Below are 25,167 nucleotides of genomic sequence, written 5' to 3'. Positions count from 1 at the left end.
CTCGAATAATAATTCTTCTCGGATAATCTGTGTAGCCTGTAACAAGATATATCTTGTTTGCGCTGGAAATATCGCCTAGCATGAGCTGTTCAGCATCCTCAATACTGAACCAATGAGCGTTGGATCTGCATTGTTTGATAATTCGAGGGTACTGCCTCCTATAGTGATCCGCATTGTTATCTCAAGGTGACCTGATATACTGTCGCAGACAACTCCTGAGACCGGTTTCATCTGATCAGGTCTTGTTATTGGCAGATCAGAGATATTTATTGGTACAACTTCCTGTTGTGTCCCGTCACGTGTTACTACTCCGGAAGGGATGTCGCAGGAAAGTTTACGCAATCGCTTGATTGCTCTGTAAAATGTACTTGGTGGAATTGTGTTTATGCGACAGTACTCAAAATCACTCATTCCACTGTTACGTGCTTCGAGGATGATCTGGCGCCACTCCTCGGCAGTGCGCTTTTTGGCTCTTGTATTCATAGTTGTGTTACTATTCCTCCTTCGTTAGTAGAGTAAAATAGTCTACTTCTATGAATCGGCAGTGTAGTAAAATGATCTACTACTGTGAATACCTTAGAAAGACATGAGACTATAGTACTCATCATGTCCCTCTATTATTTCACTATAAGGCGGCGGATGGAATCCGCCCTATCACTTGGCGCTTACTTTGCACATATAAAGATTGCATTAAATCAGCTCTTTGATAATTGTATGGCTTGTGGTAGAGTGTTATTATTAACTTGACGGAGTAGGTATGGAAAAAGACGAAATAATTGAGAGCGACAATAATCAGATTGAACGGCAGAACGAAGAATTAGTAAATCAGATTGTTGATGACCTTACGCTTTTTGATGATGACTTAATGTCATTAGTATTTGATAAAAATATTCCTGCAACTCAACTTGTACTCAGAATTATTTTTAATCGTGCCATTGAGGTTATCAGTGTTAAAGGGCAAGAGGAATTTAAGAATCCGTTGGTAGGTGGCAGAGATATCACTCTTGATGTTCATGCTATCGATGTTGATGGCGAGGAAATTGACATCGAAGTACAGGGTGACTCAGAAGGTGCACATGTTAGGCGTGCTAGATTCCACAGTGCCATGATTGATTCAAGGATGCTAAAGGAAGGCGATAAATTTAAAATCCTTAAGGACTCATATGTAATATTTATCTACAAACATGATAAATTCCGCAAAGGCTATCCGATATATAGAGCTGACAGAACAGTGTTAGAAACAGGAGAGCCATTGAACGATGGATCACATATTATTTATGTGAATGGAACGTACAAAGGAAATGATGCGATAGGCAAGCTAATTAAAGATTTTCATGCGAAGTCTTCAAAGGACATGCATTACAAGGAATTGGCTGCGGGAGTTCATCATTTCAAGGAGACAGAGAAAGGACGTGATATTGTGTGTGAATCAGTAAAGAAATATGCGGAGCAGTATGCTGAGGCTGAATCTAAAAAGAGTGCTGAAACAAGTAGAATTAAGACTTTGGCAGAGAGCGTTAAGACTCTGATGCAAAACACATCAGTTACGTTAGACCAAGCTTTTAGTAATCTAGGCATTTCAGACAGCGATAGAGTTATTATTTCCAAACAGCTTCAGAAGTAAAAGTTAATATCGTAATATGCACATGAAGCAGTAGATCCGATAAATGGTCTGCTGCTTTTTTTGTGTGCTGGTATAACGATAAACCGATAACAATAATAGATTCTATTGTATCCGATTCGAAGGAGGTATTCCTATGTGTACCAGATCGCAAAACAGGACATCGACAGATTCCTGGAGATTGAAGAAAAGCAAAAAGATAAAGAGAAGAAAAAAGAGGTTCAACTATAACCGTAAGAGGGCAGTTAGCTATTAAATATGGCTATCTGCCCTCCTTTTTTAATGCACATTTTTTTGCTATGCCCATATGTTACTGTATGTATAACTTAAAAAGAATCAACACCAAAAATGATTTCTTTTTAAACACATAGCTGCATCCGTGACCAATACAATGGCGGATGCATTCTATTTCTATAACAATATTTTTATATATAAATCTTTAAGCTAATGATTATTGGGAGGATTTAATGTTTAGGACTCTTAAGAAGAAAACAATTATGGTTAAAAACATAGATGTGAGAATCAAATATGCTGCCGGCTACGATGATTATGAGATTGCAGAAAGCTGTGGCATTAATGTAGAAGCATTCCGTGAAAAATAGAGAGAAGTACTTGACCAGGAGGAGTATCTTTACAAGCAGGGGTTTGATACAGATGCAAAAGATTTTATACGGGACGGAATCTTCTGTATAAAAGGTATGAATCAATCATGAACTAAATGTCAATAGATCTTAAATGTGAGGTGAAGCATGGAACGAGTATTATTTGAATCTGAAATTTTTAACGAGGAAGCAAAGGGAATGTTTCCATTCAGGATCAGAGTGTCTGAATCTATAGTGAATGGCAATCATACGGTGCAAGTCATCCGTGAAGGGTTCGAAAAGATTGGAGAGAACCTGGTGGTCAAAAATCAAAAGCTATTGAATGGTTCAGTATGGAATGAGTGAAAATCTGAGAACAAGCTGCAAATGGTTTTGAAAAAATCCACGAACTGATGTAGAGACAACAAAAGAAAACAATGTGATTAGCCCTGCTCGTCAACGAGCAGATCAGGGGGATTGGGGGCTACCCCTCAACAAGCAACGGAGACATTCTGTACAGGATGTCACTGCTTGCCAGTTTTTTCGGTCACTCCGGTAGAATTATATTATTCAATATTAAGCCGATATAAGAGTGGACAGATAAATATATGGTAACATTAATTTAATATATTTATTGATTTCAAACTGCAATCATACGTTTAAGATTCTAAGAAGGATTATATATATGGAATTTATTATCATATTCGTTTTAGTGATAATTCTAGTTGCAATTATAACAAAAGCTATTAATGAAGAAATACAGAAAAAACAATACAAGAAAGCAAAAGTAAGTATTCTTAATCATTTAGGATTGCCCTATTTAGAATATTTAACACCTGATGATTATGTATATTGTAAGAGCGCCAAGGCTGTTGATAATTATACATTTGTTCAGTACTTCAAAGAAAATAGGCAAAGACTTGAATATGTATCTAATACTTTGGCTAAGAAAAGACAATATAAAACACTACTTGAATCATTTCTTAAAGAAAATGAGTTCAGCGCATGGCCAATGTATTCTAAGGTTGAAGCAGAAATCAAGGAAAACTTAAAACACTTGGACACATTTGATGTTGTTATTAGCTATAGTTCTCCTACTGGAAGAAGTTATAACAATAAAACCATCAAGTATACTCAGTTTCATGTAAATGCTCTTATTGAAGATCCTGCACCTATAATGAGTAAGAGTGAATATAATCAGATGATTAAGAGTAAGAATAAAGAACAGCTTGATAAAAAACATCATGAGTATTATGCCTTAGTAAATGAAATCGTAGACACAGCAAATAGTTATAAAGATAAGCTAGTAATCAAAGAAGATCAAGCTGAACTTGATAAGAATATAGCCTCTTTGTTTGACAGAACGGTTAATAGTATTAAAAAGATTAAGGATATTGATAGCGACGAATGGACTGTCATAGGAAATTTCATTTCTAATATCAAGCAAAAAGTTGATGCCATTACAGAAAGAAATCAGAGAATTCTTGATTACTATGATTCTTCTGAATTTGCGGGCATCAAAACAACCTGCAATTCATTGATGGAATCACAGAAAGAATTTAATGAGTATATTAATGAGAAAGCGCAGTCTATTTCCAAACTTTTCGGATCAAGAGTCACACGAAATGAAACCGTAATTGATGATGAATATGATTACATCAGGCCCTATAAAAAGAGCATAACTCCTTTTACTGCAGAAGTATCTGCTCAGGTTTTTGCAAGTGCGGAAAATAGCCCTATAGAATACATTATCAAATATTTTTATCCTAATAAGGATCAATATCCGGAACAGATTCAGAAGCTTCAGCTTCTTGTTGAAGAACTTGAAACTTTGAAAGATGCGAAGCAAATCATCGATAATTATAAGAAGGATTACCAACAATATATTACAAATGTTCCATCTTATATAATGGAGAATGATGAAGATGGTTTTTATTCAAGACTTGGTTTTGCTAACATCAGTGAGAGTGCCTTAACTGTAGAATACAAGTTTAATTACACTTCAAATGGTGGTATGGCTCAACGTAATTTTACCGTTCCTATGACGGAAGAAACTATCATAGAGCTGATAAATATCCTTCAAAGTAAACTTTCGATGGCATCCTTTGCTAAGGAACAACGAGCTTTAATGACTAGTAAGCTGCGTCAGTACATTAAAGAAAGAGATGACTTTACTTGTAAGTTCTGTGGCAACTCTACTTATAAAGAACCTAATCTATTGCTTGAAATAGACCATATTATACCTGTAGCTAAAGGTGGTGTAACAGAAGAAAACAATCTTCAAACATTATGCTGGAAGTGCAATAGAAGTAAAAGTGCTAAGATATTGCCTTAATAAAATAATAATGCACCATTAAAGTGTGATTATCATAAAAGATAGTCACGCTTTTTACCTGTCACGTTAACCCCGAGTATTTTAGATAACTGAGCCCTTTTAATTATTTGATGTATTACGTAATCTTCTAAGTTATACTAATCAAGTAATCAACCACGGGAGGTTTGCGTCATGAGGCAATATGACTGGTTATGGATACTTATTGGTATTTATATTTGCTTGAGACTCACAAAAAATATATGGTTACCTTTGATTAAAGGTTTCATAGGAGAAGCATCTATATCGACCTTGCTTTGCGGTCTTAACAATGAAGACTATAAGGTTCTTCATAATGTGATGATTCGAGCAAGACAAGGCACAACACAGATCGATCATATAGTAGTATCTCGTTATGGAATATTTGTTATTGAAGTCAAAAATTATAAAGGCTGGATTTTAGGCTTTGAGAACGGAAGAGAATGGACACAATCTATTTATGGGCATAAAAATAAGTTTATGAATCCAATCCACCAAAACTACGGGCATGTAAAAGCTATTGAAGCATTACTTAAAGAATATGATATATCTGGAGTTCCTATTATACCAATTGTAACCTTTCCAGGATATGCTAATTTAAAGATCAAATTTAATAACGCCCTCGTTGTAAAGTGGGGGGATCTAAACAAAACAATAAGATCTAATTCTGAAACCATGTGTTTGAGTGAAGAAAAAATGAATTCAATATTTGGAATAATCACGATAGCCAATGTTGATTCGGGAGAAACTTGTCAAGCTCATATAAGTGGTATTCAAGAAAAAACGAATAACGAGAAACATTCCATACAAGAAGGTATATGTCCCAAATGTGGTGGAGACCTTGTAAAAAGAAATGGCAAATATGGTGATTTCTATGGCTGTAGTAATTATCCTAAATGCCGCTATACAAAGAAAATATAAAATTCAAAGAATACAAAAAACACGGTTTCATTGTACGTGGTTTTGTATTCATAGGTCCAATATAATATTTTCTATATATCTGCACTTGGGGTACTGGCTGCATCCCCAAAACTGATTTCCTTTGTATTGGGCTTTCTTGGCTGTTCTCAGAATCATCTTACTACCGCATCTAGGACAAAGCTTTTCTTCCTCATGCAATGCTGGGATAGAAGAAAGCTCGGGTGATGGAGTGGTTGAAGAAGGTGTAGGTTGAGCCTCAGCTTCCATTTCTTCCTTCATCTTCAGGAACTTTTCAAGGTAATCTTTTCTTTCCTCGTGATTCATAGAGAGAATATTGTTACCATCGTCCAACATCTCTTTTTTACTGGACTTATCTGATGATGTTAATGTTTTAAGTGTTTTGATTAGCTGGTCTGCCCTTATAACTTTGGAATTAATATCTTTTGGAGCATATTTATCATTCAAGAGCGTCTTTGGATTCGCTAATACAACTAAAGACCTATTCCAATGATCAAACATTTTTTCGATGCCAACACGTAAAACAATGTTTTTATTCTCGGTAATACAATTCTTAAATACAAGCAAATGGCGTTCGTTCTGAGTGATTGGACTGTAAAGGCCTTCCTTGTATTTTTTACTACCATATTCAATGGTTCTGATAAACTCACCCTTGTTGTTAATTTCTATGTCGCCGAACAAGTTCTTGCACTCGATAAATACTCTGACATAAGGAGTAATAACAAGAAAATCGATCTGCGCTGAGTTTCCGTCCTGGTCAACTAAACAGATATCATGAAGCACAACAAGATCCATGCCACTATTTTTAAGTTCGAAGAGGATATTTTCCTCGCCTATGATACCGGCCTTAACGATAGAAATCTCTTTATCTATTTTCCTATGAAGCGGTGAGCCTTTCTTTATTGTAGCCTGAAATTCTTCCAGCTTTGACAGGTACTCCTTGGCATCACTAGACTCTTTAAGTATTGTTACTTCTGATCTTGCAAACAAAGACATCTCGATTATCTCCTGAATTTGAATATAATATAAGTATAACATAGAAACGAATGAATACAGCATAGAGGTAATCAATGACGGATACTACATTAAACTATTACAACAATAATGCCGAGGCCTTCATTCAAGGAACTATATCTGTTGATTTCAGTGCTACACAGGATAGATTTTTAAGACTTTTATCCGGAAAGAAGATTCTGGATTTTGGTTGCGGTTCCGGCAGGGATACAAAGTACTTTCTCGAGAAAGGTTTTGAGGTTGCTGCCATTGATGGATCCGTGGAACTGTGTAAGGCAGCAAGCCTGTATACCGGAATAGAAGTTAAACATATGCTGTTTCTGGATCTGGATGAAAGCGCTGCTTACGACGGCATCTGGGCATGTTCTTCAATTCTTCATCTTCCCAAATCGGAGTTAAAAGAAGTATTTCTGAAGATGTCGGAAGCATTGGTCCCTGATGGAATCATCTATACTTCATTTAAGTATGGAACCTTTGAGGGAGACAGAAACGGACGATATTTCACGGACTTCACTACTGAGACATTTGCAAGCTTTATCAAAGACATAAAAGAACTTGTCATCAAGGATCAATGGATAACCGGGGATGTGAGACCCGGAAGAGAGGATGAGAAGTGGTTAAATCTGATACTGCAAAAGACGAATTCTTAGAATACTAGGCACCGTGTACCCTTTCAAGATATTTACGGTTGTAATAATTATTTCAGGGAACACGGTACCAATTTCTTTTTGTGCAAGGGAGCATTTCAAAGATATCAGCGGTGAGAATGTGGTTTACGATGTAGCGGATAGCTACACATCGCTGATGGAGAAGGTAATGAAGTAAAACAATCAAGTAGGAGGTAACCGATATGCCGCAGCATATATCTGTTAGGGTGACTTGGCACGATCATGGATGGGATGGAACTGTATGTGCAGATCCCGAAAGCAACAACGCCTGTCTGCGACTAAAGAACATTTCAGAAAACCGAAATGATAAAGCGGAAGCTGCCATATGCGGACAGTGTATGGCAGATCATGCCGATACCCTCAGTTGTATTGATGAGGGTGCCTGTTTCATGTCTCCAAAGGAGATTATAAGGACAACAGAACATCCGTATAGGAAAAGCAATCCTGCTACGCACGGACACTTTCTTCCTACGGATGTGACATATCCACCGTATAGTTTCCCTGCTCGTCCTTTTGCATGGCTTATGAAGGACTGGATTGCTAGTATTAAGGACATTTATAATATCGACTATCAGGAGGAACGTGAACCGGTCTTAAAGTTCAAAACCATGTGGGTACAGGACGCTGAAAACCACAAGGCAATATTTGATTATTTTTATGGAGATGTGGTGGAAGACGAATCTCTTTGCATTGCCTATGCAAAGCAGGTTCCTTTTGTGGAAGATACCAAGCGCGTAGTGATTGGTATCGGTCACGTAAAGAAGATCATTCCGGCGATCCAGCATAATTGTACGAATGAAGGTAGTCTCAGGTCGATGATCTGGGAGACGATGATATGCCATTCTATCCGAGAGGATCATGAAGATGGTTTTGTGATTCCGTATCAGCAGATGATGGAATATGCCAATGACCATCCTGACCTGATATGGCATCCATTACAGTATTTGCGCCGAATGACGCTTTTAGTGAATTTTCGTATGCATCCGAGCATGTGAGCTATGATGCAGTCATAGACGTGCTTCAGTCCTGCATAAAGGCATTTGAGATTATCAACAGCTGCCTTGATGAGGATTATTCCAATGTTCTTGAATGGTTGAACCGACAGCTGGCTACTGTATGGGAAGATAGAGGTGCTTTCCCCGGTTTGGGTGCTATGCTTTGTGCGCTTGAAATACCGCAGGGTATTCTTATCTCAAAGCGTATGCAGGAAGATATGGAGGATTACGTTGATATCTGGGAGCGGTTGGATTCGCTGATTGCAAAGCCAAAGGAATATTTGGATCCGCTGCTTGCGAAAGCGATTACTCCCATTATACAAAAGACCTGGAAGAATATGCCTGAAGAACGGAAGGCATTATTTCGTTTACTCAGCAGATTTTCATTGAATCTGGAACAGGCGTATGTCCTTTTTTATGAGAACGAACGCATTAAGCAGGGTATTGAATGCAGCGATAAGGATATTATTGATAATCCGTACATTGTCTATGAGCAGACAAGGCTTAAGATCAATAAGCTGTACGTTTCTGTGAAGAAGGTTGACTGTGCGGTATTTCCGGTTGCATCTGTGTTAGAGAAGTATCCACTGGAGGATCCAACGGCTCTCACCTCAGATAATGATCAGAGACGTGCCCGTGCAATTGCTGTAGCGGTATTGGAAAATGAAGCTCTTGCTGGGAACACGATACTTCCATGCGATCAGATGGTGGATAAGATTCGTGATATGATCCTTGATCCGGCTTGCAAGATCACAAATGATATTCTTAATGCTATCGATAAGTTCCTGCATAAAGAAATTATTCGCAGGGAAATGAAGGATGGAACGGAATATTACAAGCTTGTTCGCATAAACGAGTTTGATGAAATAATTGAAAAACGCATCAGTAAGCGGCTTAAGGCAAATAAGCTGGAAGTGAATGCGGATTGGCGCGGACTTCTTGATGCTAAATTTGACAAAGGAAAGAAAGTGAAGCTGGATCCCGGTTCCGATGAGGAAAGAGCAAGGCGTGAGAAAGCAGCTATTCTTGGAGAATTGTCCGGAGCACGTATCGGAGTACTGGTAGGTGATGCCGGAACAGGAAAAACAACGGTGCTTTCAGTACTTTGCAACCAGCCGGATATAAAGGCGGGCGGTGTTCTTCTTTTAGCACCTACTGGTAAGGCTACAGTTCGTCTTTTGGACAGCATGGGAGACGATGCAAAAGATTTGACGGCACTTAATGTAGCTCAGTTCCTTGTACGGAGCAAGCGTTTTGACTGGAATGATATGAGATATAAGCTATCCGGTTATGATTTCCGTGATGTGCCGGAGACAGTCATCATAGATGAAGCTTCTATGCTTACCGAAGAAATGTTCGGTGCGCTGATGCAGGCTTTGAAAGCAGCAAAGAGAATTATTTTCGTTGGCGATCCGAATCAGCTGCCGCCTATAGGAGCCGGTCGTCCTTTTGTTGATCTTGTGAATCTGTTAAGGATGAACCTGAAGGACGGAGTATTTCCTAGGGTATGTAATTGTTATGGTGAGCTCACTGTCAACCGCAGGCAGAGTTCTGATGAAGAGCGTCTTGATGTAGAGCTTTCAAAACTCTTCACAAATGCTGAGGATGCTCCAGATGGTGATGTTGTATCAGAGATTGAGAAAGGAAACAGCGGAAACATACTATTTTCCCGTTGGTCCACAAAGGAAGAACTTGAAGAAAAGCTCCTACAGATTATGGCTAAAGAAATCGGCATGGATAACGTGGATGATCAGGAGGGCTTTGATCTTTCGCTGGGCGGTACTAAGGGTGATTATGGTATTTTCTTCAATACCGGATGTGCTGAGTTTGCTGAGAAGTGGCAGATACTCGCACCAGTTCGTAATATGCCGCAAGGCGTTATGAATATTAACAGACTGATCCATCTGAAATATAGGGAGAAACTCCTTCGGGTTTCAAAGTACTATGGGACAAAAAAGAGGATACCTAAAGCGCTGGGACCTGAAAATATCATATATGGCGATAAGGTCATCAATGTCATTAACAATGGCAGGGATGCATGGCCTAAGGATGACAGCCGGAATTATGTGGCAAACGGGGAGATAGGAATTGCCTGTGGCTCATATTCCGCAAAGAAGGCGAATGATTATCTTCACGTGGAGTTTTCGTCGCAGAAAGGATTCTCATACACTTATACGGCAAAAGACTTCAGTGAAGAGGATGGAACAGCTTGCTTGGAACTTGCCTATGCGCTAACAGTACATAAGGCTCAGGGTAGCCAGTTTGATACAGTTATTCTTGTGCTTGCGGAGCCGTGCCGTATCATATCGAGGGAAATGCTTTATACATCACTGACAAGGCAGACTAGAAAAATCATTATCCTTTACAATCAGGAATCATATCACCTTCTGAAATACGCTTCAGAAGAGAATTCGGATATTGCTAGACGGTTTACAGATCTTTTTGCTGACGTGTTCCACGATGGGGATGTTGATATGCGTCCTCAGGTGGTAAAAGTTGGGGATCAGTTCTATGAAGACAGGCTTGTGCATAAGACAGTTCGTGGGGAACTTGTGCGCTCCAAGTCAGAAGTGATCATTGCAAATGCACTGCATTATCATAATCTAGAATATATTTATGAGCCTGAGCTTATGCTTGAAGGTAAGGTGAAGCGTCCTGATTTCAAAGTGGTGGACGATGATACCGGAGAGGAATGGTACTGGGAGCACTGTGGTATGATGGATGATCCCAAGTATAAGAAACGATGGGAAGATAAGAAGGCGTTTTATAAGAAGAACGGGATTGAGGAAGGAAGGAATCTCATTGTTACGTATGATGAGAATGGTTCCCTTGATTCACAGAAGGTAGAGGAAATTATAGACGATATATTTGGTTAAGGTAGTGTTGGCGATTGGGCGTATGAAGAATGGCAGGTACTACATGGCACGTTGAACGATATACCATAGAATAAGCTGATGGAGTTAATTGAACCTGGTACCAATGTAGAAGAGGATACCGAAGCCTCAAAGGATGAGCAATTTAACCCGCACGCAAAAGGCGTTGTACAAGGATATAAGTACTGCCGTAACTGTGGGCATAAAGTTCCTGAAAGTACTAAATTCTGTGATAAGTGCGGGGAAAGAATGGATTACTAAGGATAGATATTTTTTTATGGAATTGAGTACAGAAGCTAAGTCGAAATTCGGGAAAGAACCATATAATATATCTGAGCAGATTGAAATATTGAAGGGTGATAGTATATATGACAGTTTGATAATGTTGTGAATAAAGACATTGAAGTAACAGATGCAGATATTAAAAGCTTCTGTGAGGACATGAAAAAAGAGGCACAGCGTAATTGTATGGGCGAGAAAGATGCTAAAAAGGTTAAGACTCCTACTAAGAATAACCTGATAACTTGGGGAATTCTTAAGGAAGAAAACGGAGTTATTCGCCCAACGTATGCATATTATTATCTGAGAGGCTTAGATGGCGTAATGTCTCAGATTCAATGTGCTGTATTTAAAGGCAATACACGTGGGATTTTTGTAGATAAAAGAGAGTATGAGGGTAATCTTTGGGAGCAGGTAGAGCAGGCATATCAGTTTGTTCTTCGTAATATTCATCTTGGAGCAAGGATTAAGGGGATTCACAGACAGGATGTTTATGAACTGCCACCGGAGAGTATACGAGAGCTTATTATCAATGCTGTTGTTAATTGCAGTTACCTGCAGGGAAGTCTTGTGCAGGTGGCAATATATGATAATAGACTTGAAATTTCGTCTCCTGGCGGATTGATGCCGGGGGTTACGATTGAGAAGATGAAAGAGGGTTTTTCGAAGGTTAGAAATCATGGTATCGCGAATGCTTTTGTTTATATGAATCTTATCGAACAATGGGGGAGTGGTATTCCAAAGATATTAACACAGACTAAAGAGTATGGACTTCCAGAGGTTGAATTTATCGATATGGAAAATGCCCTTAGAGTTAATATGTACCGTGCCTTTTCAAACGATGAAAAACAAACGATAAAAGCAAACGATAAAAGCAAACGACAAACGATAAATACAAATGATAATGATAAACAAAAAACGGCAAAAGAATATGCAATACTTGAATATTTAGGCAGGGTGGATAAGGCTAAAACAGTTGATATTGCTGCTGTTATTGGTCTTGGACCTGATCGAACAAGGGTTATTCTTGCGTCTATGGCCAAACGTAATATGATAGTAGCAGAGGGTGCAAATAGAAATAGAATTTATCGTTTGCCGCAAACGATAAATTGATATATAATTCTTTTATTACAAACGATATTAATGGTTGCACTTTGGTTGCAAAAAGTCATAAAAAGCAAAAAAATCGATGGAATAAACGTAAAACCACAACAATATATAGTTATAAAAGAAAATCAATCTTACTAGATGTTGATGTTTTTCTAGAGATGGAATGATATAATAAGCCCAAGAAACCGCAAAATAGCGGATTCTTGGGCTTTGTATTTTCATTTTTATATTGTCATTATGTTGTCAGCAGATTTGCGGTCAAATTATTTGACCACAAATATCAGCCTTAATACTTGAGATTTGCGAAAGGCCGAGACCTTTAAGTATATAAAGTTTTGATATAGTATAATTGACAATAAAGGAAACATTAACCTATGAAACCACCATTCAACAATAAATTCTTCCAGGATCAGTTCAAAGACGACTTCATTGACAACATCGATCCCGAAGACATTAAACATAAAAGAAAAATAGCAGGCATCATGTTACAGGACCTGATGAACCGGCAGAGCGGCAATGTGGTTGCACCGGATACCACAGGTGTTGGCTTTGAATTTCTGATGGGTTTTATCACTCCTGAAATGTCCTATGATTTTCCCCTGATAGGACAGGATTTCCTAAAGAACTGCCGGAGCAAACTGGAGGAGTTCCGGAATGCGGGCTGGTACGGGGACATGTCATTCAGGACAAACAAGCCTCTTGATGCGATACAGAACAGTATACTGAGGCTTATATATAACGGCGCAAAGCTTGGGGATGAATACTGCATTGAGCTCATCAAGAACCTCTATAAGGTTTACCACAAAAAGGAGTATAACCAGCTAAAACGCTTCAGGACCATTAACGCACAGGAAATCCTTTCACTTTCCGAGGATGACATCGGAGGGTGTTCTTATTCTGCAATGGGCCGGATAGTGGCAATGTGTCAGTTCTTAGGCATTGAGCTTCATGAGAATTGCTCTTTTATTTATGAGCTCCTTAATAATGACAGAGATGAATTCCTTACAGAGGAAGATGAAGAAACAGAATTTCTGCAGTTTGAAGATGGGCTGTTCGATGAATGCACCGAGCAGGTTGATGAATGGATTTCGGAGCTGACAAAGAAGAATGTTCCACGAAGAAAGAGGATCAAACACTATCTTGATAATTTAGATTTTGTTGGCTTATGCATGAGACAGCATGGTTATGTGGAGGTTTATCCGAAGATCTGTCTTGAAAATGACATGGGTATCAGGATGCAAATGATCCGGACTCTGGCAATGCTCAGGACCTGGAAGCCTAAGAAGGAGTTCACTTTCGAGGAAGTGCAGCTCTACACCAATATCTATGATCTGTCAGCTGCATTGGCCGATACGGCAGACTGCCTGAATTATGATATAGGGTATCTGATCGGAGAAGAGATCGATGAGCTAGACATTGAGGATGCCCTGTTTAATCCTGAGAACATGACTGTTAATGTCAAGAATAGGAAGCCGGAGAAGAAGCCGGTGACAAATGTGGCTCCGGTAAGTAAGGGTGATGTGACGGCGGAGGATTATCTTGCCGAGATCGCCGAGCTCCAGAAGAAGCTCAATGAAAAAGAGCAGGAAAACAAGTATCTCCGGGAAATGTACAGGAGCGCCAAGCATTCTTCTGAGGAGACCGAGGGGCTTGTAAAGAAATATGAGGCTGAACGTGATGAGCTGATCGCGCTTCGTGAGTATGCCTATAACTCAGAGCATGAGGATGCTGAGGTAGATGAAGATAAGCTCCCGGATATGGAGAAGGCAATCGCGGATAAGAAGATTGTCATCATCGGCGGACATGTGAACTGGCAGAACAAGCTTAAGCAGCTGTTTCCGGAATGGCTCATTGTCCACCTGGATGAATATAAAACCGTGAACAGCAGGATGCTGGAAGGTAAGGAGAAGGTCTATTTCTTTACGGATTACATTAACCACATCAGCTATAAGAAGTTCATTGCTATCGTGAGGGAGAAGAATATACCATTTGGATACATCGGAAGCAGCAACATTGGCAGTGTAGTGGCGCAGATTTATGAGGAGATGGTGAGGTAATTGTAATACCTGTCAAATAGAAATAATCAGCAACGATATATATATCTGCATCGTATTCCAAGTGGATCCTCGTGGTTTATGACTGTATGTGCTTAAGACCGGTCAATTATAATAAGTTGGGGGATGTATGAGGGGCCTGAAGCAAAAACAAGAAAACTGAAATTAAACGTATTCTTCTGAGCAAAACGGATGGAGTTGGTGCTCGTTGCGGAAGGACTCTTTCGCCAGAGAAGACAACGATAGAACATTACGTTCCTAACTACAGAGGTGGGGCAGATGATGAAAGAAATCAACTTCCGCTATGCAAGAAGTGTAATAAACAGAAAGGCTCCAGGTTAGTGGTCGCAGAGAAGTACTATCCGTTTCTTAAGAGCGAATACTGCTTAGAAGCAGCTAAATATAAAGTTGAAGAGGGGATATAATTATGACTTGTCTGGTATGGAAGCATGAATCTGCTATCGCGAGTTAAAGAAGATGATAATCTGATTCGAGTAAAAAACAGAGATGCAGCACAAGAATTAATGGAAATGACCTTTGGATAACAGTTAGGTCTTTGTTAATATTGTCTATTGAATCCCTATTCTTTTAGTGTAAAATATAAGTAGATAAAGGTTTTGAGGAACCTTGATATGAAACAACCGGAGAGTTCCTGCCGTTTAAGTGGAAGGTTTAACAACAGTGGAAGCATCTTAACGGATGCTTCCATTTCTTTAGGGAGATGTAATATGTTTCATATTACAATAAATTGTGCGGATGCATGCATTTGAGAAAAATAGATTCAGGTGTTGAACAATGAGTAGTTCAGACAATCCTAAAAACGGAGCCGATATGATATATAGAGCAGATTACCGAATGGAGGAGTAAAAAGATAAGATATTCAGGAAACTAAGTGTCATCACGCAACAGTTCAGCGAAACTCATGAATGATCATAAGCTGCGGAGGTGGAAAGAAGATGCAGAGATATAGAATCGGAGAAGTTTCAAAAATTGTGGATGTTCCTGTGGAGACGATACGTTTTCTGGAACAGAAAGGACTTGTTTCGCCGGAGAAGAATACGGAGACAGGATACCGTTTTTACAGCGTTTGGGATATAAACCTGATACTTGACTATAAGAAGTTCCGCAAGATCGGGTTCAGTTCCAGGGAGACTGTGGACCTGGTTCGGGACAGCAGTTTTGCAGATCTTCAAGAGCAGCTGGATGTAAAAAGAAAGGAAGCTGCATATCTGGCACATTATTATCAGGCCAAGGCCCTGAAACTGAAGAACTTCCAGTCTGTCCTGGGCAATGCTCTGGAGCTGGTGGGAAAATACTATATCATGAACCGCCCGGAAAACTATTCCCTCTTTACCAGGTCTCACTCCGGAGAGAGCCTTAAGATGACCAATGCCAGAGATACGGAAGGCGGTTTTGAGGAAATTACCAGGAATTATCCTTTCGTGGAACATATCTGTCGGCTGAAAAAAGGGGAGCTGATGCTTCCCGAGGATCTGGAAGAGGCAGAATGGGGATTGACAGTCAAGAAGTACTGGGCGGATCGGCTGGGAATACAGCTTTTGCCAAGGATGGAGCATATCCGTCCCGTCACAGCTCTTTTTACGGTTATTACTCTGGAAGAACGGGAGTATTTCACCAGGTCGGCTGTTGAAAATGCCCTGCAGTATATGGAAGATCATCATTACACTCTGTGCGGTGATATCCTGGGCGTCTATATTGCTACTGTCAGGGAAGGAGGCAGGAACGTCCGCTACATGGAGCTCTGGATACCGATTGCCGGGGAGGACAGTGCCATAGCCTTTTCTGAGGATAGGAAAAGAACAGAACTGAAAAAGATTTTCGGATGAGAAGCTTTCGTTCGGGGAATATTCCGGGATACCGGCATATTCCCCGATTTTTTTATAATAACCCATTGACTCTGTAGTTACTGCAGGGTCTACCCTTTTATTCAGAAAGAGAACCGGTTCTGATAATCTCTTGCGAATAGAAAGGTATGGGGAATATATGACGAATAAAGAGTTAGCTTCCAAAATCATTTCCCTGGTGGGCGGAGAGAGCAATATTTCTGTTCTGACTCACTGTGCTACCAGGCTCAGGTTCAATCTGAAAGACAACAGCAGGGCAGACATCGACGCTCTGAAGAAACTTCAGGGAGTTCTGACCGCCCAGATGAAGAGCGGCCAGCTCCAGGTCGTCATCGGAGCCAAGGTCAACGCTGTTTTTGATGAAGTCTCGGCACAGGTACATATCACAGAGGACGGCGCTTCCGAAGAAAAAACAAAAGGAAACGGCATCGGTTCCGTGATCGAGACCATTTCCGGCATCTTTGCCCCTACTCTGCCGGTCCTGATCGGATGCGGTATGTTCAAGGCCATCGTCTCTCTGATCACGAACCTGCATCTGCTTCCCGGCGATAACAGCTTCATGATCATCATGTCCATGATCGGCGACCTGATCTTCTATTTCTTCCCTTTCTTCCTGGCAGTCAGTGCGGCCAGAAAGTTCAAGGTCAGCGAATACATGGCCCTGGCTCTGGCAGCGGCATATATGTATCCCACCATCATGAACGGTGCAGCGGCCATTTCGGAAGGCGGCCCTTCCACCATGAGTTTCCTGGGCCTGCCGATCCTCTTTGTCAACTATAAATCTACGGTCATTCCCATCATTCTGTCCGTATGGGTACTGAGCCTGATCTACAAGCGTATTGACAAACTGGTTCCGGACTTTTTGAAGATACTGCTGACCTCCATGATCGTTCTCTTTATCATGGTCCCCCTGGAACTGATCGTTCTCGGCCCTATCGGCTCTTACATGGGCACCTATATTGCCAAGTTCATCGACTGGTTCTACAACATCGGCGGTTTTGTGGCAGCGGCTCTTCTGGGCGGCACCCGTTCCCTCCTGACAATGATGGGCATGCACTATGCTCTGGCTCCCCTTCAGATCCAGCAGATCGCGGAGACCGGCGGATCCACTCTTCTGGTCAGTGCTCTTACGGCCAACTTTTCTCAGGCCGGTGCCGGCTTCGGTGCCTTCCTTCGCCTGAAGGATAAGGAAATGAAGTCCGTGGCAGGCTCTGCATCCCTTTCGGCTGTCCTGGGCATCACCGAACCCGTCATGTACGGCGTGAACCTGAAGTACAAGCGCCCCTTCGCTTTCGGCATGGCTTCTTCCGCAGTGGCGGCAGCCTTCCTGTCCTTCTTCAATGCCAGAGCCCTGGCCTATGCGCCTCCCGGTCTCTTCACTATTATTACTTATGAAGCAAACAGCTTTGTATTCATCATCATCGGCGCTCTGATCGCTTTCTGTATGGCAGCTGTCCTGACCTACCTGTTCGGAATTCCCGCTGAAGAGAATACAGAGAACGCCGGATCTGAGATCCATACTTCCGAAGAACCTGCCAGAACTCTGATCGGCGGCCAGATCGAGATCAGCTCTCCCATTAAGGGAAAGGTCATCCCCTTAAGCCAGGTGCCTGACGGCGCTTTCAGCGGCGGTGAGATGGGAAAAGGCGTCGGTATCGAGCCTGCCGAAGGAAAAGTTTATGCTCCCTTCGACGGAACCGTAGACATGCTCTTTGATACAAAGCATGCCATCGGCCTTTCCAGCGCCGACGGCGTAGAACTCCTCATCCACATCGGCCTGGATACTGTGGAGCTGAACGGACAGGGCTTTACCGCTCATGTAAAAACGGGCGATTCCATTAAGAAAGGCCAGCTCTTGATAGAGTTTGACAAAGACAGTATTGCCAGAAAGTATTCTACCGTGACTCCCGTCCTGGTAACGAACTTTGACCAGTACGGCAGGATCGAAGGCATTTCCGGCATGACTGCGGATACAGATACAGCCGTCATCCGGATCAGCTAAAGGAGGAGACCATGAACAATCAGATGCCTGAAGGCTTCCTCTGGGGCGGAGCGACAGCGGCCAATCAGTACGAGGGCGGCTATCTTTCCGGAGGCAAAGGCCTGTCCACACTGGATGCCATTACCGGGGGAAGCCATACTTCCCCAAGAATGATTACCTTCCGCACCGCTGACGGTGAATATAAAAAGGTGACCAAGGAGCAGTCACTGCCCGAGGGCGCCACCGGCTATATCGCGCCGGAACTCTACTATCCCAGTCACGTGGCAACGGACTTCTACCATCACTATAAGGAAGATATCGCTCTTTTTGCGGAGATGGGCTTCAAATGCTTCCGCATGTCCATTGTCTGGTCCCGCATCTGTCCCAACGGAATGTACGATGTGAATGAAGAAGGCCTCCGGTTCTATGACAATGTTTTTGACGAATGCCTGAAGTACGGCATCGAGCCTGTGGTCACCATCAATCACTTTGATACTCCCATGTATCTGGCGGACGTCTATGACGGCTGGGCCAGCCGGGAACTGGTGGATTTCTATGTATTCTTCTGCAGGACAGTCTTTGAGCGTTATAAAGACAAGGTCAGATACTGGATGACCTTCAACGAGATCAACTTTCTCAGGAGCTGGACCCAGATCGGTATCCATTCCAATGACCCGGCCACCAAGGCTCAGGCCCATCATCATCTCTTTGTGGCAAGTGCCAGAGCAGTCAGACTGGGTCATGAGATCAATCCTGACTTTAAGATCGGCATGATGGTCTCCTATATACCCAGCTATCCAATGACCTGCCGCCCGGAGGACGTTTGGGAATCCATCGAATTCAACCACGAAAAGGAATTTTTCATGGACGTGCAGTGCCGTGGTGAATATCCGGCCTACCGCCTGAAAATGTACGAACGTATGGGCATCGAAGTCAGGATGCAGCCGGAAGATGCTGAGATTCTGAAGGCCGGGACCGTGGATTATGTGGGCTTTTCCTACTATATGTCCACTGTATCTACAGCGGACAAGAATGCCGAGATGACCGGCGGCAACCAAATCATGGCCTACCGCAATCCCTATCTGAAGGAATCCCAGTGGGGCTGGGCCATTGACCCTCTTGGCCTTCGTATTTCTCTGAATCAAATCTATGACCGATACCGCCTGCCCATGTTTATTGTGGAGAACGGCTTTGGGGCTGTGGATACCATAGAAGATGACGGCTCCATCATCGATGATTACCGTATCGACTATTTCAGAGCTCATATCCAGGCCGTGAAAGACGCAGTCCTGATTGACGGAGTGGACCTGATCGGCTACACTCCCTGGGGGTGCATCGACGTAGTGTCCTCCGGAACCGGAGAGATGAAAAAACGCTATGGTTTCATCTATGTTGATATGGATGACACAGGACACGGCACTCTGGAGCGCCGGAGAAAGAAGTCTTTTTACTGGTACAAGCATGTCATCGAAACCAACGGAGCAGAACTGTAAGAACCGTGATTTGTCCGTCAAAACAGGACTGAACTAAAAACTGCCCTCAGCGGACAAGGAGACAAAGTACCTGTCCGCTAAGAGCATGATTCAGACAGAACGGAGGAATTCTGAATGATACATATGGAATCGGCTTCTTTTTATCTGATGCCGCATACTGCCATGGAATTCCCGGACCCTGAGACCATCAGAGTCTGGAAGTACGGTACAGAGGAGCCGGATATCAATACTTATGCAGCTGTGAAAAACTTGTCCTTCCATAACGGCGTTATTGAAGTTGATGTATGTGGATCACTTCTTTCCGGCGCGCCGGACTATGCCAGAGGCTTTATTGGCATTGCCTTCCGGGGAGCAGAAGATGGTCGGGAATTCGAATCCTTCTATATCCGGCCGACAAACGGAAAGCACTGCAGCGATCCTGTAAGAAAGATCCATGGCTGCCAGTATTTTTCTTTTCCCGGGTATACATTTTCCTATCTGAGAAATTTTGGGATAAAGGATTACGAGAATCGCGTAGACACCATTGCCCTGAACGAGTGGAGCCATATAAAGGCAGTGGTCAGGGATGATAATGCGATTTTTTATGTAGACCAGGTAGAGGTACTGAAGGTCACAGGCCTGAAACACGGCCCTTCTGCCAGAGGAAATGTGGGCCTCTATGTAGACATCGGAACAGATGGTTTCTTCCGAAACCTTTGTATCACCTGTGATGATTAGTAATGGGCCATGATCTGACGTCAGAGAACAGGATTGTGCCTCAGCAAGAATCAGAAGAATAACATACACAGCAGATTTGTTATAATTCTATTATGGATTGCTTTGCAGCCGCATGAAGAACAGCAATCTTACTTTATGCAGAAATCAATAAGTCAATATCAGTTTGTGATTGTACCAAGGATTGTAGTATGATTATTTGCATATGCAATCGATAAATCGAAGTGTTTTAGCTCTTTCAGATTGACCGTTTTCTGCTTCTATTGATTGTCCGTGAACTGCTCTGTATACTGTCTTTCATAAAAATAGAAAGAGGTCCCAGAGCACCCTCCCTGGAAAGTCGTGTACTCTGAGACCAGTGGTATAAAACCATGTTTATGGTAACAGAGTATACCTGTTCAGGGCAACATATTTTTACCTGACGGCAGGAATATATGTTGGATGCAAGCTGAAATATGAGATGTTCCAGTACGAATTGATGGAGCAGTAAGACGACCGACCTCTGGGGTAGTTTTTTACGTAGGCGGTGGGTAGTTCACCGTGTGAGGAATACCATGAATATGTCAAAAAGAACCAGCGCCGTTGATTCATATTCCATTGGGGAAGTATCGACGCTATTAAGTATCTCGAGGGATATGATTCGCTATTATGAAAAACAAGGAGCGATCCGGGCGAGCAGAGGAGCAGAGAATAACTATCGGCGATACGATTCAATGGAAGTTTTCTGGCTTTTGGAAGCAATGCAGCATAAAAGCTGGGGGATTCCTATCAGTGAAATTTCCGGGATACGCAATCACGAATATACTATTAACACGGAACAATTTCTGGGTGAGGAAGTCAAAAGGATCAGGGCGGATATACAATATCGGGAACTATTGGCGCAGCGGTTGGAACAGCTGCAGATGAATATGCTGCTGAGTACCAAAAACATTGGATGTTTCTGGGTAGAGAGTATCCCTTCTGCATACTATTGCCATCTTGTTACAGGCCGCGGAGACGAGTACGAGCGAATAAATTTGTCAGAAAAGAGCAGTTCTTTTGTTTTTGACGATCAGCATTTGCCTTTCATTGACAGCGGACTTCAAGTCGAAGATGACCGGGTGGAATGGGAAATGGGCATACAGGAGAAATATGTCAGATCTTTGGGACTGGAGATACCCGAAGATTTTACAAAGATCTCCGGAGGTTTATGCCTGTGTACGCACATTGACATTGGTGAAATCGGCAGCTATAACCAGGAGGTCTTTCATGTTTTGCCGGAATACGCCGCTGAACATGGATTTAATGTACCGGACGGGGCCAAGATCAGAGGCGTCATATTGGGAAGAGGGTATGAGAACGGAGAGTTTCGCCGGATCGTGAAGATACATCTTCCAATCTTGTAAGAACCAAAAAAGCAAGAACGAAAAACCTTGGAACTCCTCCAAGGTTTTATGAACACCGTTTGCCCTAGACAGTACCGTTTTTTATATAAAAGAGAAGAGAACAGAGGGATCATCGAGCTGTACGGAAGAATCGGCATCAACAGATTTACCTAAAGTCTCTTCTCTTTTTTGGCATTGACACTGGAATCGTACCATTCGTTATTATTTTCACATAGACAACCACCTTTCCAAAAACACAAGGAGGAAAACGAAAATGATGACGGAACTTTTTACACCTGCCAAAATAGGTAACTGCGAAATCCCCAACAGGCTGATCGTGCCCGCAATGGTCATGAACCTGTGCACAGAAGACGGAATGATCACAGAACGGTATATCAAGTATATCGAAGAGAAAGCCAAAGGCGGCTGGGGCATGATCATCACAGAAGACTATGCAGTAAATGTGAACGCGAAGGGCTATAAGTTCATTCCGGGCCTTTACAACGACGAGCAGATTGAAGGCAACAAAAAGCTCACGGAAGCAGTCCACAAATATGAATCCAAAATCTTTTGCCAGATGTATCATCCCGGACGCCAGTCCAAACATGATGTAAACGGAAACGTACAGCCGGTAGCGCCTTCTGCAATTAAGGACCCCTTCTGCATGGATCTTCCCCGTGAGATCACAGTAGAGGAGATCCACCAGATTGTGAAGGACTTCGGATCCACTGCCAAAAGAGTGAAAGAGGCAGGCTTTGACGGAATTGAGATCCACGCTGCGCACGGCTACCTGATCTCCGAATTCCTCTCTCCTTTCACAAACAAGAGAGTAGATGAGTATGGCGGATGTTTCGAGAACAGGACCCGCATCCTGGATGAGATCTATGCCTGCATCCGCGAGAACGTCGGCAAGGATTTCCCGGTCCAGGTCAGAATTTCAGCCAACGAGTACCTTCTGGGCGGCCGCACCGAGGCTGATACCTTTGAACTTGTCCGCCATCTGGATGAGCTGGGCGTTGACGCAATCCATGTTTCCAACGGTATGTATGCTTCTCCTGTCATTCGCCAGATCATCGCGCCGATGTACACGGAGCACGCCTTTAATATGAATACTGCGGAAATGGTCAGAAAACTGGTATCATGCCCTGTCATCGTCACGAACCGCATCAACTCCCCCAAGATGGCTGATACTATTTTGAAGATGGGCAAAGCAGATTTCATCGGCATGGGCCGCGGATCTCTGGCAGATCCTTATCTCCCCGCCAAGGCGAAAGCAGGCCAGTTCGAGAACATCCGCTACTGCATCGGATGTCTCCAGGGCTGTGAAGCAGGCCTTTTGGCCGGAACCTGTGCGACCTGTCTGGTCAACCCTCGTGTCGGCCGCGAGTATGAGAATGCAATGGAAAAGACCGGAAATCCGAAGAAGGTCATGATCATCGGCGGCGGTCCTGCCGGCCTCATCGCAGCGGAGACTGCAGCGAAGATCGGACATAATGTTACTGTATACGAAGCAGGATCATGGCTCGGCGGACAGTTCCGCAGCGCCGCATTCCCGCCCGGAAAAGGCGAGCTCTCCACTTTCGTATCTTCACTGCGCAAGAGTCTCATTGATCTGAAGGTTCCGGTCAATATGGGAGTAGAGGTCACTGAGGAAATGATCCGTGACGAGAAGCCGGATGCAGTCATTGTTGCAACAGGCGCGAAGCCGCTTACACCTCCGATCAAGGGAATGGACGGCAGCAATGTCGTGAATGCGGAAGACGTACTCTTAGGTAAGAAAGATGTCAAGCCCGGTCCGGTCGTCGTCTGCGGCGGCGGCGAAGTTGGCGGAGAGACAGCGCACTTCCTGACCCAGTCCTGCCAGGACATCACACTGATCGAGATGCGTGATGACATCCTGGTCGATATGTTCCCGCTGATGAAGATGCAGCTGATGGAGTACATCAGAGACGCAGGCATCAAAGTATTGACCGGTGCAAAGGTCGCAGAGATCACGGAAGACAGTGTAAGATACACAGATTCCAAGGGAACTCTCCACAGTGTACCTGCTTCGACTGTAGTATCTGCATTCGGATATAAGGCATACAATCCGCTTGAGGAAGCGGCAAAGAAATACTGTGACAATGTCAAAGTTGTTGGATGTGCTGTAAAAGCCGGCAACGCGCTGGTTGCTGTCAGAGAAGGTTATGAGGCCGCATTGGCTTTATAATATACCGTCATCATATGAAAAGCCCGGGGTCCGACCCCGGGCTTTTTGACCTCTGGGGTAATTTGTCCACAGATGTGGACAAATTACCCCAGAGGTCGTTTCAATTGGTATAATAAATATGACTATTCCTGGAGGAAATCCCAAATGACACAAAACGAACGATTAGATTACCTTGTAGAAGAGTTCAAAACCGATTCTGTCCGGTACAAGGATCTGACAACGCCCTCTGATACAACCATAGGTGCCAGTCACTGTGAACAATTGTTCACAGTGACTGGCACCTATGATTGTACCAAGGATTATAGTATGATTATTTGCATATGCAATCGATAAACCGGTGTTTGTGGAGATACGGTTATACTTCTTCTGAACGAGCAGAAGGTCGGGGGTGTAAGAATGAAGCAAATTAACTATAAAGTAATTGATAAAGGTACGTATTATCGAAAAGGTGTATTTCGCCACTTTACTGAAGACTGTAAGTGCTCGACCTCGATAACTTCGAGAATAGACGTAACAGAGCTCGCCGCATACTCCAGGAACACAGGGACGAAGTTTTACATCAATTTCCTGTTTATCCTTTCAAAAGTCATGAATTCACGCGAAGACTACAGAATGGGATATCTTTGGCAGACAGATGAGCTGATCTGCTATGACGTAATCAATCCTACGCAGTATGTTTTTCATGAAGATACGGAAACCTGTACGCCTGTATATACGGAATATGATAAGGACTATGAAAAGTTCTATACTGCTGCATTGCGTGATGTTGAAGAGGCAAAGAAAACAAGAAAATACGGTCTGGATACGACGAATCATCCCAACTGGTTCGATGCATCTTATATATCCTGGCTTTCCTATGATTCACTTCATCTTGAACTTCCTGATGGATATCTATATTTTGCGCCGATCATTAACTGGGGAAAATACAGAGAAGAAAACGGCAGGCTTGTCATGCCTGTGACCGTTCGTCTGAATCATGCGATTGCTGATGGGTATCTGGTCGCAAACGTATTTCGACTCCTGGAACAGGAAATCAGATGTTTTGTCGGGCTATAAT

The 25,167-nt window shown here is 42.7% G+C and carries 21 protein-coding genes; 19 read left to right on the top strand and 2 right to left on the bottom strand.

The genetic code is table 11. From position 1 onward, the window contains the following. Positions 1 to 75: 75 nt before the first annotated feature. Complete coding sequence (tnpA, locus tag G625_RS23700) at positions 76 to 483, bottom strand: IS66 family insertion sequence element accessory protein TnpA (protein WP_049895990.1); 408 nt, start codon at positions 481 to 483, stop codon at positions 76 to 78. A gap of 274 nt (positions 484 to 757) precedes the next feature. On the opposite strand from tnpA, the gene G625_RS0116960 reads away from it, so the two are divergent. The 5 genes from G625_RS0116960 to G625_RS0116935 all read left to right on the top strand — a co-directional run bounded on the left by G625_RS0116960 (position 758) and on the right by G625_RS0116935 (position 5,473). Next, complete coding sequence (locus G625_RS0116960; RefSeq protein ID WP_044933375.1) at positions 758 to 1,624, top strand: PD-(D/E)XK nuclease family transposase; 867 nt, start codon at positions 758 to 760, stop codon at positions 1,622 to 1,624. Between the two features lie 464 nt (positions 1,625 to 2,088). Continuing rightward, the gene (locus G625_RS23215) at positions 2,089 to 2,223 is read left to right on the top strand and encodes a hypothetical protein (protein ID WP_256377654.1); all 135 of its coding nucleotides are present in this window, start codon (positions 2,089 to 2,091) and stop codon (positions 2,221 to 2,223) included. A gap of 147 nt (positions 2,224 to 2,370) precedes the next feature. After that, positions 2,371 to 2,568, top strand: coding sequence for a hypothetical protein (locus G625_RS0116945; RefSeq protein ID WP_029202046.1), 198 nt, complete (start codon positions 2,371 to 2,373; stop codon positions 2,566 to 2,568). 319 nt (positions 2,569 to 2,887) lie between these two features. Further along, positions 2,888 to 4,537: an HNH endonuclease gene (locus G625_RS23130; protein ID WP_049895989.1), complete on the top strand. Its 1,650-nt coding sequence runs from the start codon at positions 2,888 to 2,890 to the stop codon at positions 4,535 to 4,537. Between the two features lie 171 nt (positions 4,538 to 4,708). Further along, the gene (locus G625_RS0116935; protein ID WP_029202045.1) at positions 4,709 to 5,473 is read left to right on the top strand and encodes an NERD domain-containing protein; all 765 of its coding nucleotides are present in this window, start codon (positions 4,709 to 4,711) and stop codon (positions 5,471 to 5,473) included. Positions 5,474 to 5,521: 48 nt separating this feature from the next. On the opposite strand, the gene G625_RS0116930 is transcribed toward G625_RS0116935, so the two are convergent. Then, the gene (locus tag G625_RS0116930; protein ID WP_029202044.1) at positions 5,522 to 6,487 is read right to left on the bottom strand and encodes an NERD domain-containing protein; all 966 of its coding nucleotides are present in this window, start codon (positions 6,485 to 6,487) and stop codon (positions 5,522 to 5,524) included. A gap of 74 nt (positions 6,488 to 6,561) precedes the next feature. On the opposite strand from G625_RS0116930, the gene G625_RS0116925 reads away from it, so the two are divergent. The 14 genes from G625_RS0116925 to G625_RS0116865 all read left to right on the top strand — a co-directional run bounded on the left by G625_RS0116925 (position 6,562) and on the right by G625_RS0116865 (position 25,166). Further along, the gene (locus G625_RS0116925) at positions 6,562 to 7,155 is read left to right on the top strand and encodes a class I SAM-dependent methyltransferase (RefSeq protein WP_029202043.1); all 594 of its coding nucleotides are present in this window, start codon (positions 6,562 to 6,564) and stop codon (positions 7,153 to 7,155) included. Positions 7,156 to 7,355: 200 nt separating this feature from the next. Further along, on the top strand, positions 7,356 to 8,168 hold the full coding sequence (locus G625_RS0116920) for a hypothetical protein (protein WP_029202042.1): 813 nt from the start codon (positions 7,356 to 7,358) through the stop codon (positions 8,166 to 8,168). Further along, positions 8,099 to 11,044: an ATP-dependent DNA helicase gene (locus G625_RS0116915; protein WP_029202041.1), complete on the top strand. Its 2,946-nt coding sequence runs from the start codon at positions 8,099 to 8,101 to the stop codon at positions 11,042 to 11,044. Before G625_RS0116920 ends, G625_RS0116915 begins: the two co-directional genes overlap by 70 nt. Before the next feature lie 78 nt (positions 11,045 to 11,122). Next, positions 11,123 to 11,302 carry a zinc-ribbon domain-containing protein gene (locus G625_RS22165; protein ID WP_084152976.1) on the top strand — a complete coding sequence of 60 codons (180 nt, stop codon included), beginning with the start codon at positions 11,123 to 11,125 and terminating at the stop codon, positions 11,300 to 11,302. Positions 11,303 to 11,428: 126 nt separating this feature from the next. Next, on the top strand, positions 11,429 to 12,433 hold the full coding sequence (locus G625_RS20645; RefSeq protein WP_049895988.1) for an ATP-binding protein: 1,005 nt from the start codon (positions 11,429 to 11,431) through the stop codon (positions 12,431 to 12,433). Positions 12,434 to 12,804: 371 nt separating this feature from the next. After that, positions 12,805 to 14,487 carry a DUF2325 domain-containing protein gene (locus G625_RS0116900; protein WP_029202039.1) on the top strand — a complete coding sequence of 561 codons (1,683 nt, stop codon included), beginning with the start codon at positions 12,805 to 12,807 and terminating at the stop codon, positions 14,485 to 14,487. A gap of 161 nt (positions 14,488 to 14,648) precedes the next feature. Next, complete coding sequence (locus tag G625_RS23695; RefSeq protein ID WP_084152980.1) at positions 14,649 to 14,909, top strand: HNH endonuclease signature motif containing protein; 261 nt, start codon at positions 14,649 to 14,651, stop codon at positions 14,907 to 14,909. A 531-nt stretch (positions 14,910 to 15,440) separates the two neighbouring features. Next, positions 15,441 to 16,331: a MerR family transcriptional regulator gene (locus G625_RS0116895; RefSeq protein WP_198014933.1), complete on the top strand. Its 891-nt coding sequence runs from the start codon at positions 15,441 to 15,443 to the stop codon at positions 16,329 to 16,331. 157 nt (positions 16,332 to 16,488) lie between these two features. Further along, entirely contained in the window at positions 16,489 to 18,351 is a 1,863-nt protein-coding gene (locus G625_RS0116890; RefSeq protein ID WP_029202037.1) for a beta-glucoside-specific PTS transporter subunit IIABC, read from the top strand. Positions 18,352 to 18,362: 11 nt separating this feature from the next. Next, positions 18,363 to 19,823: a glycoside hydrolase family 1 protein gene (locus G625_RS0116885; protein ID WP_029202036.1), complete on the top strand. Its 1,461-nt coding sequence runs from the start codon at positions 18,363 to 18,365 to the stop codon at positions 19,821 to 19,823. 114 nt (positions 19,824 to 19,937) lie between these two features. Further along, positions 19,938 to 20,540 (top strand): hypothetical protein, encoded by a 603-nt coding sequence (locus G625_RS20640; protein WP_156885171.1) that lies wholly within the window; start codon positions 19,938 to 19,940, stop codon positions 20,538 to 20,540. A 551-nt stretch (positions 20,541 to 21,091) separates the two neighbouring features. Beyond that, on the top strand, positions 21,092 to 21,922 hold the full coding sequence (locus G625_RS0116875; protein WP_029202035.1) for a helix-turn-helix domain-containing protein: 831 nt from the start codon (positions 21,092 to 21,094) through the stop codon (positions 21,920 to 21,922). A gap of 253 nt (positions 21,923 to 22,175) precedes the next feature. Next, complete coding sequence (locus G625_RS0116870; protein WP_029202034.1) at positions 22,176 to 24,110, top strand: oxidoreductase; 1,935 nt, start codon at positions 22,176 to 22,178, stop codon at positions 24,108 to 24,110. A 396-nt stretch (positions 24,111 to 24,506) separates the two neighbouring features. After that, a complete protein-coding gene (locus G625_RS0116865; protein WP_330365066.1) occupies positions 24,507 to 25,166 on the top strand; it encodes a CatA-like O-acetyltransferase, family 3 in 660 nt (219 codons plus the stop codon). Position 25,167 lies beyond the last annotated feature (1 nt).

The organism is Oribacterium sp. NK2B42, assembly GCF_000424445.1.
Classification (GTDB): Bacteria; Bacillota; Clostridia; order Lachnospirales; family Lachnospiraceae; genus Oribacterium.
The sequence above is the reverse complement of the archived record's forward strand: the minus strand, read 5'-3'. Positions and strand labels throughout refer to the sequence as shown.